Source organism: Bacteroides sp. AM54-2NS, from assembly GCF_003602935.1.
GTDB classification, from domain to species: Bacteria; Bacteroidota; Bacteroidia; order Bacteroidales; family Bacteroidaceae; genus Bacteroides; species Bacteroides xylanisolvens.
In genome coordinates, this window is sequence record NZ_QTMZ01000001.1 from 144907 (window position 1) to 157316 (window position 12410).

The following is a 12410-nucleotide window of genomic DNA, read 5'->3' on the forward strand; positions in this document are numbered from 1 at the left end:
ATGGGAAATCAAAACAAATATAAGTCAGGTTCAATCTTCGACATGCAGTTCATCACGTCGAGTATCAGTACGACACTGGTGTTGCTGCTGTTAGGACTGGTTGTCTTTTTCGTATTGACGGCGCACAATCTTTCCGTATATGTCCGCGAGAATATCAGTTTCTCCGTTCTTATCAGTGACGACATGAAAGAAGCGGATATACTGAAACTTCAGAAAAAACTGAATCAGGAACCTTTCGTGAAACAATCTGAATACATCTCTAAAAAACAAGCATTGAAAGAGCAGACGGAGGCAATGGGAACTGACCCGGAAGAATTCCTGGGCTATAACCCCTTTACCGCTTCCATCGAAATCAAGCTCCATTCCGACTATGCCAACTCCGACAGCATCGCGAGGATAGAGAAAATGATTAAAAAGAACACCAATATTCAAGACGTGCTCTATCGAAAGGAACTGATTGACGCTGTGAATGATAATATACGAAATATCAGCCTGGTGCTACTCGCTCTGGCAGTGGTGCTCACTTTTATTTCTTTTGCTCTGATAAACAATACAATAAGGCTGGCCATCTACTCGAAACGCTTCCTCATTCATACAATGAAACTGGTAGGGGCGAGTTGGGGATTCATTCGAGGACCATTCCTCCGAAAGAATGTATGGAGCGGAATACTGGCAGCCATTGTTGCCGATTCCGTATTGATGGGAACCGCCTATTGGGCGGTGACGTACGAGCAGGAATTGCTTCAGGTCATCACGCCCGAAGTCATGTTGATTGTCTGTGCAAGCGTATTGGTATTTGGAATTGTAATAACGTGGCTATGCGCCTATTTCTCGATGAATAAATACTTGAGAATGAAAGCAAACAGCCTGTACTATATTTAGCGGATGGCGAACGGCTGATTGCAAACCTGTGTTTGTGTGTGGTTAGCATCCGTAACGCCCGGCTGATAGATTAAGGGAATGATTGTAATTAGTAATTTGTAATTAAATAAACTATGTCTGACAAGCAGAAATTTGCCTTTGATAAAGTGAACTTTATCTTGCTCGCGATAGGGATGGCGATTGTTATTATCGGCTTTCTATTGATGACGGGACCTACATCGTCCGAAACCTCTTTTGAACCCGATATTTTCAGTGTACGCAGAATCAAGGTAGCGCCGGTCGTTTGCCTGTTTGGTTTCTTGTCTATGATATATGCCGTGTTGCGTAAACCTAAAACAAAAGTAGAATAATAAAGAAATATGAGTTGGTTAGAAGCATTAATCCTTGGGCTGATTCAGGGGTTGACAGAGTACTTGCCTGTAAGCAGTAGTGGTCATTTGGCCATTGGGTCGGCATTGTTTGGGATACAGGGGGAGGAGAATCTGGCATTCACGATTGTGGTACATGTAGCTACGGTGTGTAGTACATTGGTGATTCTGTGGAAGGAGATAGACTGGATTTTCCGCGGCTTGTTCAAGTTCAGGATGAATGATGAGACGCGATATGTCATCAACATATTGATTTCAATGATCCCGATTGGTATCGTAGGAGTGTTCTTTAAGGATTATGTGGAGACGATTTTCGGTTCGGGACTGCTGATTGTGGGCTGTATGTTGTTGTTGACTGCCGCCCTGCTGACTTTCTCTTATTACTATAAGCCGCGTCAGAAAGAAAAAATCTCGATGAAGGATGCTTTGATTATCGGTATCGCACAAGCTTGCGCGGTTATGCCGGGGTTATCCCGTTCGGGGTCTACCATTGCTACGGGGCTTCTGTTGGGTGACAACAAGGCGAAATTGGCACAATTTTCTTTCCTGATGGTTATTCCGCCTATCTTGGGGGAAGCGTTACTCGATGGAATGAAGATGATGAAGGGCGAAGATGTGGTAGGTGATATTCCTGCGTTTTCGCTGATTGTCGGTTTTCTGGCTGCTTTCGTGGCGGGTTGCCTGGCTTGTAAGTGGATGATTAATGTGGTGAAGAAAGGAAAACTGATCTATTTCGCTATTTATTGCGCGATAGCAGGGTTGGTAACGATTATATTGAGCTGATGAATTTTAAAAAAGGAGAAGTACTGTTTTTCAATAAACCTCTTGGCTGGACTTCATTTAAGGTAGTAGGGCACGCCCGCTATCATATTTGCCGTCGGATCGGAGTGAAGAAACTAAAAGTCGGCCATGCCGGAACGTTGGATCCTCTTGCAACGGGGGTGATGATTGTATGCACAGGCAAGGCAACCAAACGAATAGAAGAGTTTCAATATCACACGAAGGAGTACGTCGCAACGTTGCGTTTGGGTGCTACTACCCCGTCATACGATTTGGAACATGAAATAGATGCCACCTACCCTACCGAGCATATCACAAGGGAGCTGGTGGAAGAAGTGTTGACGCGCTTTATCGGTGCCATCGATCAGGTGCCTCCTGCTTTCTCTGCCTGTATGGTAGATGGTAAACGTGCCTACGAACTGGCCCGGAAAGGCGAAGAAGTCGAACTAAAGGCAAAGCAGCTTGTTATCGACGAGATTGAATTGCTGGAATGTCGCCTGGACGACCCGGAACCGATGATTCAAATCCGTGTCGTATGCAGCAAAGGAACATATATTCGTGCTCTGGCGCGTGATATTGGTGAAGCGCTCCATAGCGGAGCTCATCTGACAGGATTGATCCGCACCCGTGTAGGTGACGTCCGGTTGGAAGACTGCCTGAACCCCGAACACTTTAAAGAGTGGATTGACGGACAGGAAATAGAAAATGAGGAAGAAAATAATTAACGTAATAAGGAATAGATATGAAATTATCACAATTCAAATTTAAGTTACCCGAGGATAAGATCGCTCTACATCCTATGAAATATAGGGATGAGTCTCGTTTGATGGTATTGCATCGTAATACAGGTAAGATTGAGCACAAGATGTTCAAAGATGTGTTGGACTACTTTGATGATAAAGATGTGTTTATATTCAACGATACGAAGGTATTCCCTGCCCGTTTGTATGGTAACAAGGAAAAGACAGGTGCTCGTATCGAAGTATTCTTGTTGCGTGAGTTGAATGAAGAACTTCGTTTGTGGGATGTATTGGTCGATCCGGCACGTAAGATCCGTATCGGTAACAAACTGTATTTCGGTCCGGATGATTCGATGGTGGCCGAAGTGATTGATAACACCACTTCCCGTGGGCGTACGCTCCGTTTCCTTTATGACGGACCTCATGATGAGTTCAAAAAGGCTTTGTACTCTTTGGGTGAGACTCCCCTTCCCCACTCTATCATCAACCGTCCCGTGGAACCGGAAGATGCTGAACGTTTCCAGTCTATCTTTGCGAAGAACGAAGGTGCGGTGACTGCTCCGACTGCTAGTTTGCACTTCAGCCGTGAGTTGATGAAACGTTTGGAAATCAAAGGTATAGATTTTGCATATATCACTTTGCACGCTGGTTTGGGTAACTTCCGCGACATTGACGTAGAAGACTTGACAAAGCATAAGATGGATTCGGAACAAATGTTTGTAAACGAAATGGCGGTGAAAACCGTTAACCGTGCCAAAGATAACGGCAGAAATGTTTGTGCGGTAGGTACGACCGTAATGCGTGCTATTGAAAGCGCAGTCAGCACCGACGGACATTTGAAGGAATTCGAAGGGTGGACTAATAAGTTTATCTTCCCTCCGTATGAGTTTACCGTAGCCAATTCAATGATTTCCAATTTCCACATGCCGCTTTCTACCCTGCTGATGATTGTAGCTGCTTTCGGTGGTTATGACCAGGTGATGGATGCTTACCATGTAGCTTTGAAGGAAGGTTACCGTTTCGGCACGTATGGAGATGCAATGCTGATTCTGGACAAATAATGGCAAAAGTATATTTGGGACTCGGCACTAACCTTGGAGATAAAGAACAGAATCTCCGGGGTGCCGTGCAAAAAATAGAAGAGCAGGTAGGGAACGTAGTTTCCCTGTCTGCTTTTTATGTTACTGCCCCTTGGGGATTTGCTTCTGAAAACAGTTTCCTGAATGCGGCCGCTTGTGTAGAGACGGAATTATCTCCATTGGAAGTATTGCAAGAGACGCAAATGATTGAAAAGGAGCTGGGGCGTACCAAAAAGTCCGTCAATGGAATATATAGCGACCGCCTGATTGATATTGACCTGTTACTTTATGAAGATTTAGTGCTTTCTGTGACCTCTGCTTCCGGAGCAGAGTTAACCCTCCCCCATCCGTTGATGGCAGAACGTGACTTCGTTATGAAACCACTGGCGGAAATTGCTCCCGGATTAGTGCATCCGGTACTCGGAAAAACGATGAAAGAGCTTACTTCTTCTTTTTCTCCGCAATAAACACCGGCAAATAGGCGATGCATCCTATCAGTACTGCATACAGCAAATGAATCTCCTGAAACGGCTTGTCGATGAAATGGCAAACAATGGCGTAGATAGCAATCGTGAATCCTACATAGAGCGCCAGCACCAAAAGCGTTTTTAATTTCTTATTTAGAATCATTATAAATCTATTTATGTGTTAAATACGTGGCAAAGATACTCATTATCTCCAAAATCTCTTTATCTTTGCAACCGAAATGAAAGTGTGGACAGATTTGAGTAGCTTGCAACCACGGAAAAAAATGCTAAAACACGTCTGATTGACGCCTTTCGGCTTATCCTTTGCAGCACTCGCCTCTCCTACTCTCTCATTCTTGATTCTTATTTTTTAATTCTTAATTTAAGAAAGATGGGATACTTATTTACATCCGAATCGGTGTCAGAAGGACACCCCGACAAGGTAGCCGATCAAATATCGGATGCCGTGCTTGACAAACTGTTGGCTTACGACCCCAGTTCGAAAGTAGCTTGCGAAACACTAGTGACTACCGGACAAGTGGTGCTAGCGGGTGAAGTGAAAACAAAAGCGTACGTTGACCTACAACTCATCGCACGCGAAGTGATTAAGAAAATCGGTTATACCAAAGGAGAGTACATGTTCGAAAGCAACTCTTGTGGTGTACTTTCCGCTATTCATGAGCAAAGCCCCGATATCAACCGTGGTGTAGAGCGTCAGGATCCGATGGAACAGGGTGCAGGCGACCAGGGAATGATGTTTGGTTATGCTACCAATGAAACGGAAAACTACATGCCGCTTTCTCTTGATTTGGCACACCGCATTCTGCAAGTGCTGGCCGACATCCGTCGTGAAGGAAAGGTAATGACTTACCTCCGCCCCGATGCCAAAAGCCAGGTTACTATCGAATATGATGACAACGGAACGCCTGTTCGTATCGATACAATCGTTGTTTCTACACAACATGATGACTTTATCCAACCGGAAGATGACTCTCAAGCTGCTCAACTGAAAGCTGACGAAGAAATGTTGTCTATCATCCGCCGTGATGTGATCGAGATTCTGATGCCTCGTGTAATTGCTTCTATTCATCACGATAAGGTATTGGCACTGTTCAATGATAAAATCATCTATCATGTGAATCCTACCGGAAAATTTGTAATCGGTGGTCCTCACGGAGATACCGGTTTGACCGGTCGTAAGATTATCGTTGATACTTATGGCGGTAAAGGTGCTCACGGTGGTGGCGCTTTCTCCGGAAAAGATCCTAGTAAGGTAGACCGTAGTGCAGCTTATGCAGCACGTCACATCGCAAAGAATATGGTTGCGGCAGGTGTAGCAGACGAAATGCTTGTACAGGTGAGCTATGCTATCGGTGTGGCTCGTCCGATCAATATCTTTGTCGATACTTACGGCCGTTCTCACGTCAACATGACTGATGGCGAGATTGCGCGTGTTATCGACCAATTGTTCGATCTTCGTCCGAAAGCTATCGAGGAACGTCTGAAACTTCGTAATCCTATTTATCAGGAAACAGCTGCTTACGGTCACATGGGACGTGAACCGCAAGTGATAACGAAGAAATTTTTCTCTCGTTACGAAGGAGACAAAACTGTGGAAGTGGAACTCTTTACATGGGAAAAACTCGACTACGTAGATAAAATTAAAGCTGCTTTTGGTCTGTAAAACAGTCTGAAACAGGGCTTAACTTGTTAAGAAAGAGCTGCAATTTCAACTTCCTTTAATGGAAATTGAAGTTGTAGCTCTTGATTTTTAATAAGTTATATTTAAATAAATGTTTTTTGGCTACTAAGTATGTTTTATCGGAAATTGCTACTTTTGTATCGTAAAATAAAACAGACTGCTAAATGAAAACAAGATGTTGTTGTTCTAAACGCTATTTATTGGTGTTCTCTATTTTACTTGTCAGCGTAGGTAGCATTTTTATGTCTGTCTCTCTTTCTTCCTGTTCCTCTCCTTCAGTGAAGAATCCATTGTTATTATGCGCTGATTCATTAATGGAGACATGTCCTGACAGTGCCTTATCTATTTTGGAATCAATTACCTGTCCGCAGAAAATGCCACGTGCTGACCGGGCGCTTTATGCGCTACTGCTCACCCAGGCACGGCATAAAAACTATATTGCTTTAGAGGATGATTCATTGATAAAAACGGCTGTTGACTATTATGGTGATAAGAAGAAAAGTTTGCGTGCTGCAAAGGCTCATTATTACTGGGGAGCTACTTATCGGGAGATGGGGTATACTTCATTTGCTGTAGAAGAGTATTTGACAGCAATTCGATTGATGCCTGTTAGGGATGAATTCTTAGCAATGATTTATGATAATCTTGCAGACTGCTATGAAAAAGATGATTTGTATGATATAGCGATTGAGGCTTATCGTCAAGCTTATCAGATATTGGAGGGGGAAAGTCAGCAGACATACCCATTGAGAGGCATTGCGCGTATCTGTTTATTGCAAAATAAGAAGGATAGCGCATTGTTTTATTATCAAAAAGCTCTTGACTATGCATCAGCAGAGCAAGACTCTAGTTTGATAGGGGCTCTTTATCATGATCTTGCTATGGTTTACAATGAAAAAAAAGACTATGTTCAGGCCGATAAATATGTGTCAAAAGCAATGATGATACAAGGAGACGATGCTGTTAATGTCTGTTTGTCAAAAGCTCAAATTATGTTGAACTTAAATAGGCTTGATTCTGCCAGTTATTTCTTTAGTAAGAATATAGATCGACTTAATATTTATGGCAAGGCTGTTTGTTATGATGGAATGCATCAAATTGCAAAGAAAAGAGGTGAATGGAAGGTCGCAACAGAAAATATGGATGCATATAGAGTACTTTATGATTCTATGCAGATTATGAATGACAATGAAGAACTCAATCGGTTAATGGATAAGCATCAATTAGAAGAACATAAGAGGTTATTGTCGGAGCATACTAAAATGTTGGTTTTTACTTTGGTTTTTACATTCTTTTTCTTGATGATTATTTGTGTCTTTTGTTTTATGTGGAATGATAGGAAGAGGAAAAAGCGTTATATAGCATTGCAACGTGAATTAACCCAAAGGCGGGTGGATACTATGTTACTCAAAGAAGAAGAGGTTTCTGAATCTAATAAAGAAGATTTAGATAAGAAAAGATCGGAGTTGACAGAGCAACAAATTCAATTATGTATATCTGTACTTAAAACAACTGATTGTTACGATCAATTGGAAGCGTTGGAGAAAGCAACTCATAAGCAATTATTGGCAATGCGTAGCTTGAGGAAAGATATACGTTCTACCATTTCTAATGCATTTGTTGATGTGATGATGAATTTGAAGGAGCGCTATCCGGCTTTAACAGGTGATGATCTATTTTATTGTGTTCTTTCATTGCTTTGTTGTTCAAAAACTGTTATGATGGAGTTGATGGATGCCACGTCTGATGCTCTTAAGACACGCAAAAATCGTATAAAGAACAAAATGGATACTCAAATTTTTGATCGTGTGTTTGGTGTTGATCTTCAGTGATATATATAGGTTTTTCTAGCTCTGTTTTACATCTAAATGGAGAACTGTTACCATTGTTACCACATAAAAATCGTTTATTTTACTTCATCTGTGTATTTTTGAAGCGAAATTTTAAACCCATTTATTATGAAAGCTAAATTTTTACCTTTTTTGTTGTTGACTGTCTTACTTCAAGTAAGTATGTTTTCCTTTGCACATGAAATGATATCTGCACGTCAAATCAGGCTAAAGAATAAAACAGAGGTACAACATCGATCTGTCCCTGTTACTCCTGCTGCTTTTATTGAAAACTCATTGTTGTCTATCGACCTTCTTTCTACTGTTCCTACTGTGACTGTTATCATAAAGAATGCAGAAACAGATGAAGTTGTTTATACGTCTACTGATTTAAATGTAGATAAGGTTTATATTGATCTTACAGGTGAGGAGAAAGGTAAATATACTTTGGAGATACAACTTCCAAAGGAGGCCTTTACCGGAGATTTTGAATTAGAATAAATCTTTGAAATATATATTATTTGCAACTAACATAATGATGATATACCTAAATCATTAACTGATGAAGCCCCGCTGTTGAAATATATGGCGCATTGCTGAAATGGCGATTAGATGACCGAAAGGGGAAAGATCGGTAAATTCTATCCGTGGGCTTAATAAACCTTGTGAAAGGCGCATAAAGGTATATTGAAACGTAGAATTAAAATCACTTTTTTAAATTGTATGCTGAATACTACTGGTAGGGTGTTCGAATGATTTTATGATTCGAATAATAAAGTTCATTCAGCAACAATTTGATACACCTGTTAGTAGATGAGATATCTGTGATAGATGTATTCTTTGTGAGAAAGGTTCTTGGACTTCTGGATAAGGAGTCCAAGATTTTTTTTATAGGGATAGATAAATGTAGAGATAAAAATGATCTCTGATTAAGTTGAATGTGAATAACGGAATTTTTTCGTAATTTTGCCTTCTCGATATAATAATGGATAGTGATGAAGATGAATCAGATAAATTCCGTATGTGTATATAGTGCTTCCAGTACCAAGATAGACGCTGTTTACTTCCAAGCAGCCGATACTCTCGGCCGTTTGCTTGCCGAACACCGTATTCGTTTGATAAATGGAGCCGGAAGTATTGGCCTGATGCGTTCTATGGCAGATGCTGTATTGAAAAATGGTGGTGAGGTGACAGGTGTGATTCCTCGTTTTATGGTAGAGCAAAACTGGCATCATACGGGATTGACAGAACTGATTGAAGTAGAATCCATGCACGAACGCAAGCGGAAGATGGCAGATTTGAGCGATGGCATTATTGCTTTGCCCGGTGGATGCGGTACCCTTGAAGAGCTGCTGGAGATTATTACCTGGAAACAATTGGGATTATATCTCAATCCGATTGTAATCCTCAATATAAACGGATTCTTCGATCCACTCCTCGAAATGCTTGAAAAGGCTATTGATGAGAACTTTATGCGCCGGCAGCATGGTGATATATGGAAAGTGGCGCAGACGCCGGAAGAAGCGGTTCAATTGCTTTATGAAACTCCTGTATGGGACATTTCCATTCGTAAATTTGCGGCGATATGATAGGCGATATATTAAGTTCCCGAAGTGCGGATACGCTGTCCCTTCTTCGGCAGAACCAGACTAGTCCGGCAAAGGCGGACACTGATAGTCTGCAGTTGGTTGATCTTCATGCTGTGCAAGAAGTTGATTCCGGCTTTGAGGGGACACCTATCTCCTACTCTCCCCGCACGGACGATGCCATTGCGTTGACCTTGCTGGCTTGCTTCTTTCTTTCCTCCATAGCCTTGGCGCGCGGAAAGAAATTTCTCTCCCAACAGGTGAAAGACTTTGTATTGCACCGTGAACGAACGAGTATTTTTGATAGTTCTACGGCAGCCGATGTGCGTTATCTCCTTGTGCTTGTGTTGCAGACTTGTGTCTTGTCGGGTATCACATTTCTCAATTATTTTCATGATACATGCCCTGCTTTGATGAACCGGGTATCCCCCCTCCTTTTGCTGGGTATCTACGTTGGATTCTGCCTTGCTTATTTCTTACTAAAATGGCTGATTTACATGTTTCTTGGGTGGACGTTTTTTGATAAAAATAAGACAAATATATGGCTGGAATCCTATTCTGCGCTCATATATTATGTCGGATTTGCCCTCTTTCCATTCGTTCTTTTTCTAGTTTATTTTGATTTAAGTCTCACAAATTTGGTCATAATTGGGGCTATTATTTTAATTTTCACTAAAATATTGATGTTTTATAAGTGGATAAAGCTTTTTTTTCATCAATTTAGCGGGCTTTTCCTATTAATTTTGTACTTTTGCGCTCTTGAAATAGTACCTTGTTTGCTACTCTATCAAGGTATGATTCAAATGAACAATATTTTGCTAATAAAATTTTAGGACGTTGAAAATTAAAAAAGTACTAGTGTCGCAGCCTAAGCCTGCGTCAGAGAAATCTCCCTATTACGACATAGCTGAAAAGTATGGCGTTAAAATAGATTTCCGACCATTTATTAAGGTTGAAAGTCTTTCGGCGAAAGAATTTCGGCAACAGAAAATTTCGATTCTCGACCACACTGCCGTAATATTCACTTCGCGCCATGCTATTGACCATTTTTTCACTTTGTGTACTGAATTGCGCGTGACAATTCCCGAAACGATGAAGTATTTCTGCGTGACGGAAGCTGTTGCATTGTATATTCAGAAATATGTGCAATACCGCAAGCGTAAGATCTTCTTCGGAGCTACCGGAAAGATTGAGGACCTGATACCTTCCATTGTGAAGCATAAAACGGAGAAATATCTCGTTCCGATGTCAGACGTACACAATGACGATGTGAAAAACTTGCTCGACAAGAATAACATTCAGCATACAGAAGCTGTGATGTACCGTACAGTGAGCAACGACTTTACACCGGACGAGGAGTTTGATTATGACATGTTAGTGTTCTTCAGCCCTGCCGGAGTGACTTCATTGAAGAAGAACTTCCCTGATTTTAATCAGAGAGAGATTAAGATCGGCACTTTCGGCTCTACTACCGCACAGGCTGTACGTGACGCAGGTCTCCGTCTGGACCTTGAAGCTCCTACGGTGCAGGCTCCGTCAATGACTGCCGCACTTGATATGTTTATCAGAGAAAACAATAAATAAACAGAGTGGGTATATATACTTTGTGTAAAGCCGAAAGGCTGAATAGTAAAATTTTGATCGGAAAGATGTTTGAAGGCGGCGTTTCGAAGTCGTTTTCCATCTTTCCGATACGCGTTGTATATATGCCTGTTGAGCAGGGCGAGGCTCCTGCTTCTATACTAATCAGTGTATCGAAACGTCGTTTTAAACGAGCGGTGAAACGCAACCGTGTGAAACGTCAGATACGCGAAGCCTACCGGAAGAACAAATCTCTCCTGGTGGACGAATTGCAACGCCGGGAGCAGCGGTTAGCCGTTGCCTTTATCTATCTGTCGGACGAGCTTATTGCAACTTCCGAATTGGAAGAAAAGATGAAAATAGCGCTTGCGCGCATCTCTGAAAAACTATCCTCATGAAACCTCGTAACTCCCGGATATCTGCCCTGTGGGTATTCGTAACGGGAATTTTGAGGAAAGTATTCTCTTTCTTGTTGCTTGTTCCCATCTACTTTTATCGGGTTTGTATTTCGCCTCTTACTCCTCCCTCTTGTCGATTCACGCCAACTTGTTCGGCTTATGCTGTCGAAGCAATTAAGAAACACGGTCCTGTAAAGGGGCTTTACCTCGCTGTCCGGCGTATTCTGCGATGCCATCCCTGGGGTGGTTCCGGCTATGATCCCGTACCTTGAAGCAATTAAAATGAGAAATAGAAGATGAAAAAGAATGTGACTGACATTTTGGATATTCATACTCATAAACTGGAGGCCGATTCTCTGGGAAAATCTATCGTGAATTATCCGCTGTTGGCGGACTCTCCATTGTATATGCCTTTCGCAGGAGATGTGGAAGTGGATAGGGGATATTATTATTCTGTCGGCATTCATCCCTGGGAGTTGACAGAGCATAATGCCGGACAGCTTTTGGATTATCTTAAGCAGCAGTTGCGGAAAAAGCAGTTTGTCGCCGTAGGAGAAGCGGGATTGGATAAATTGGCAGTAGCTTCAATGGAACTTCAGTTAACGGTGTTTAAAGCGCAGGTGAGGCTGTCGGAAGAGTATGGTTTGCCGTTGATTATCCACTGCGTGAAAGCAATGGACGAGCTGTTAGCAGTGAAAAAAGAATTTCGTCCCCAACAAGCTTGGATATGGCATGGTTTCCGTGGAAAAACGGAGCAGGCGATGCAGTTGTTGAAAAAGGGCTTTTATCTCTCTTTTGGAGAACATTATCCTGATGAAACGATGCAGACAGTACCCGACGAACGGTTGTTTCTGGAAACGGACAACAGTTCGCTTGATATTGAAGATATCCTGTGTCGGGCAGCCAAAGTGCGTGGGGTAGAAGTGGAAGTGTTGCGTGAGACGATCCGCCGAAATATCCAAAATGTCTTTTTTAGGGCATAAGAGTTGTATCTTCCG

General features: G+C 42.1%; 16 protein-coding genes. 15 read left to right on the forward strand and 1 reads right to left on the reverse strand.

Annotated features, from left to right (window positions below; genetic code table 11):
- The 6 genes from DXA05_RS00465 to folK all read left to right on the forward strand — a co-directional run bounded on the left by DXA05_RS00465 (window position 1) and on the right by folK (window position 4316).
- The gene (locus tag DXA05_RS00465; RefSeq protein WP_128858627.1) at window positions 1-882 is read left to right on the forward strand and encodes a permease-like cell division protein FtsX; all 882 of its coding nucleotides are present in this window, start codon (window positions 1-3) and stop codon (window positions 880-882) included.
- A 113-nt stretch (window positions 883-995) separates the two neighbouring features.
- Window positions 996-1232: a DUF3098 domain-containing protein gene (locus DXA05_RS00470; RefSeq protein WP_128858628.1), complete on the forward strand. Its 237-nt coding sequence runs from the start codon at window positions 996-998 to the stop codon at window positions 1230-1232.
- Between the two features lie 9 nt (window positions 1233-1241).
- Complete coding sequence (locus DXA05_RS00475; protein WP_128858629.1) at window positions 1242-2033, forward strand: undecaprenyl-diphosphate phosphatase; 792 nt, start codon at window positions 1242-1244, stop codon at window positions 2031-2033.
- Window positions 2033-2755: a tRNA pseudouridine(55) synthase TruB gene (gene truB, locus DXA05_RS00480; protein WP_004302892.1), complete on the forward strand. Its 723-nt coding sequence runs from the start codon at window positions 2033-2035 to the stop codon at window positions 2753-2755. Before DXA05_RS00475 ends, truB begins: the two co-directional genes overlap by 1 nt.
- 17 nt (window positions 2756-2772) lie before the next feature.
- Complete coding sequence (queA, locus tag DXA05_RS00485) at window positions 2773-3831, forward strand: tRNA preQ1(34) S-adenosylmethionine ribosyltransferase-isomerase QueA (protein WP_004302895.1); 1059 nt, start codon at window positions 2773-2775, stop codon at window positions 3829-3831.
- Window positions 3831-4316, forward strand: a complete 486-nt coding sequence (gene folK, locus DXA05_RS00490) for a 2-amino-4-hydroxy-6-hydroxymethyldihydropteridine diphosphokinase (RefSeq protein ID WP_128858630.1) — start codon at window positions 3831-3833, stop codon at window positions 4314-4316. The genes queA and folK overlap by 1 nt, the downstream gene beginning before the upstream one ends.
- Here folK and DXA05_RS00495 read toward each other — a convergent pair.
- Complete coding sequence (locus DXA05_RS00495) at window positions 4291-4479, reverse strand: hypothetical protein (protein WP_008023736.1); 189 nt, start codon at window positions 4477-4479, stop codon at window positions 4291-4293. The genes folK and DXA05_RS00495 overlap by 26 nt on opposite strands.
- A 228-nt stretch (window positions 4480-4707) precedes the next feature.
- Here DXA05_RS00495 and metK point away from each other — a divergent pair, with 228 nt between their 5' ends.
- The 9 genes from metK to DXA05_RS00540 all read left to right on the forward strand — a co-directional run bounded on the left by metK (window position 4708) and on the right by DXA05_RS00540 (window position 12395).
- On the forward strand, window positions 4708-6000 hold the full coding sequence (metK, locus tag DXA05_RS00500; RefSeq protein WP_008023738.1) for a methionine adenosyltransferase: 1293 nt from the start codon (window positions 4708-4710) through the stop codon (window positions 5998-6000).
- 182 nt (window positions 6001-6182) lie between these two features.
- A complete protein-coding gene (locus DXA05_RS00505; RefSeq protein WP_120068316.1) occupies window positions 6183-7850 on the forward strand; it encodes a tetratricopeptide repeat protein in 1668 nt (555 codons plus the stop codon).
- Between the two features lie 126 nt (window positions 7851-7976).
- Window positions 7977-8348 (forward strand): DUF3244 domain-containing protein, encoded by a 372-nt coding sequence (locus DXA05_RS00510; protein WP_128858631.1) that lies wholly within the window; start codon window positions 7977-7979, stop codon window positions 8346-8348.
- Between the two features lie 500 nt (window positions 8349-8848).
- A complete protein-coding gene (locus tag DXA05_RS00515) occupies window positions 8849-9436 on the forward strand; it encodes a TIGR00730 family Rossman fold protein (RefSeq protein WP_049702242.1) in 588 nt (195 codons plus the stop codon).
- Window positions 9433-10266, forward strand: a complete 834-nt coding sequence (locus DXA05_RS00520; protein ID WP_049701501.1) for a DUF4271 domain-containing protein — start codon at window positions 9433-9435, stop codon at window positions 10264-10266. Before DXA05_RS00515 ends, DXA05_RS00520 begins: the two co-directional genes overlap by 4 nt.
- Before the next feature lie 4 nt (window positions 10267-10270).
- Window positions 10271-11017 carry a uroporphyrinogen-III synthase gene (locus tag DXA05_RS00525; protein ID WP_008023747.1) on the forward strand — a complete coding sequence of 249 codons (747 nt, stop codon included), beginning with the start codon at window positions 10271-10273 and terminating at the stop codon, window positions 11015-11017.
- A 5-nt stretch (window positions 11018-11022) separates the two neighbouring features.
- The gene (gene rnpA / locus DXA05_RS00530; RefSeq protein ID WP_009040713.1) at window positions 11023-11412 is read left to right on the forward strand and encodes a ribonuclease P protein component; all 390 of its coding nucleotides are present in this window, start codon (window positions 11023-11025) and stop codon (window positions 11410-11412) included.
- Window positions 11413-11462: 50 nt separating this feature from the next.
- On the forward strand, window positions 11463-11684 hold the full coding sequence (yidD, locus tag DXA05_RS00535) for a membrane protein insertion efficiency factor YidD (RefSeq protein WP_032841922.1): 222 nt from the start codon (window positions 11463-11465) through the stop codon (window positions 11682-11684).
- Window positions 11685-11708: 24 nt separating this feature from the next.
- Window positions 11709-12395 carry a TatD family hydrolase gene (locus DXA05_RS00540; protein WP_087317990.1) on the forward strand — a complete coding sequence of 229 codons (687 nt, stop codon included), beginning with the start codon at window positions 11709-11711 and terminating at the stop codon, window positions 12393-12395.
- Window positions 12396-12410: the final 15 nt, after the last annotated feature.

What these genes read in the sequence shown, in the direction of transcription:
- DXA05_RS00465 (WP_128858627.1), top strand. Translation starts at nt 1, where the DNA reads ATGGGAAATCAAAACAAATATAAGTCAGGTTCAATCTTCGACATGCAG.
- DXA05_RS00470 (WP_128858628.1), top strand. Translation starts at nt 996, where the DNA reads ATGTCTGACAAGCAGAAATTTGCCTTTGATAAAGTGAACTTTATCTTG.
- DXA05_RS00475 (WP_128858629.1), top strand. Translation starts at nt 1,242, where the DNA reads ATGAGTTGGTTAGAAGCATTAATCCTTGGGCTGATTCAGGGGTTGACA.
- truB (WP_004302892.1), top strand. Translation starts at nt 2,033, where the DNA reads ATGAATTTTAAAAAAGGAGAAGTACTGTTTTTCAATAAACCTCTTGGC.
- queA (WP_004302895.1), top strand. Translation starts at nt 2,773, where the DNA reads ATGAAATTATCACAATTCAAATTTAAGTTACCCGAGGATAAGATCGCT.
- folK (WP_128858630.1), top strand. Translation starts at nt 3,831, where the DNA reads ATGGCAAAAGTATATTTGGGACTCGGCACTAACCTTGGAGATAAAGAA.
- DXA05_RS00495 (WP_008023736.1), bottom strand. Translation starts at nt 4,479, where the DNA reads ATGATTCTAAATAAGAAATTAAAAACGCTTTTGGTGCTGGCGCTCTAT.
- metK (WP_008023738.1), top strand. Translation starts at nt 4,708, where the DNA reads ATGGGATACTTATTTACATCCGAATCGGTGTCAGAAGGACACCCCGAC.
- DXA05_RS00505 (WP_120068316.1), top strand. Translation starts at nt 6,183, where the DNA reads ATGAAAACAAGATGTTGTTGTTCTAAACGCTATTTATTGGTGTTCTCT.
- DXA05_RS00510 (WP_128858631.1), top strand. Translation starts at nt 7,977, where the DNA reads ATGAAAGCTAAATTTTTACCTTTTTTGTTGTTGACTGTCTTACTTCAA.
- DXA05_RS00515 (WP_049702242.1), top strand. Translation starts at nt 8,849, where the DNA reads ATGAATCAGATAAATTCCGTATGTGTATATAGTGCTTCCAGTACCAAG.
- DXA05_RS00520 (WP_049701501.1), top strand. Translation starts at nt 9,433, where the DNA reads ATGATAGGCGATATATTAAGTTCCCGAAGTGCGGATACGCTGTCCCTT.
- DXA05_RS00540 (WP_087317990.1), top strand. Translation starts at nt 11,709, where the DNA reads ATGAAAAAGAATGTGACTGACATTTTGGATATTCATACTCATAAACTG.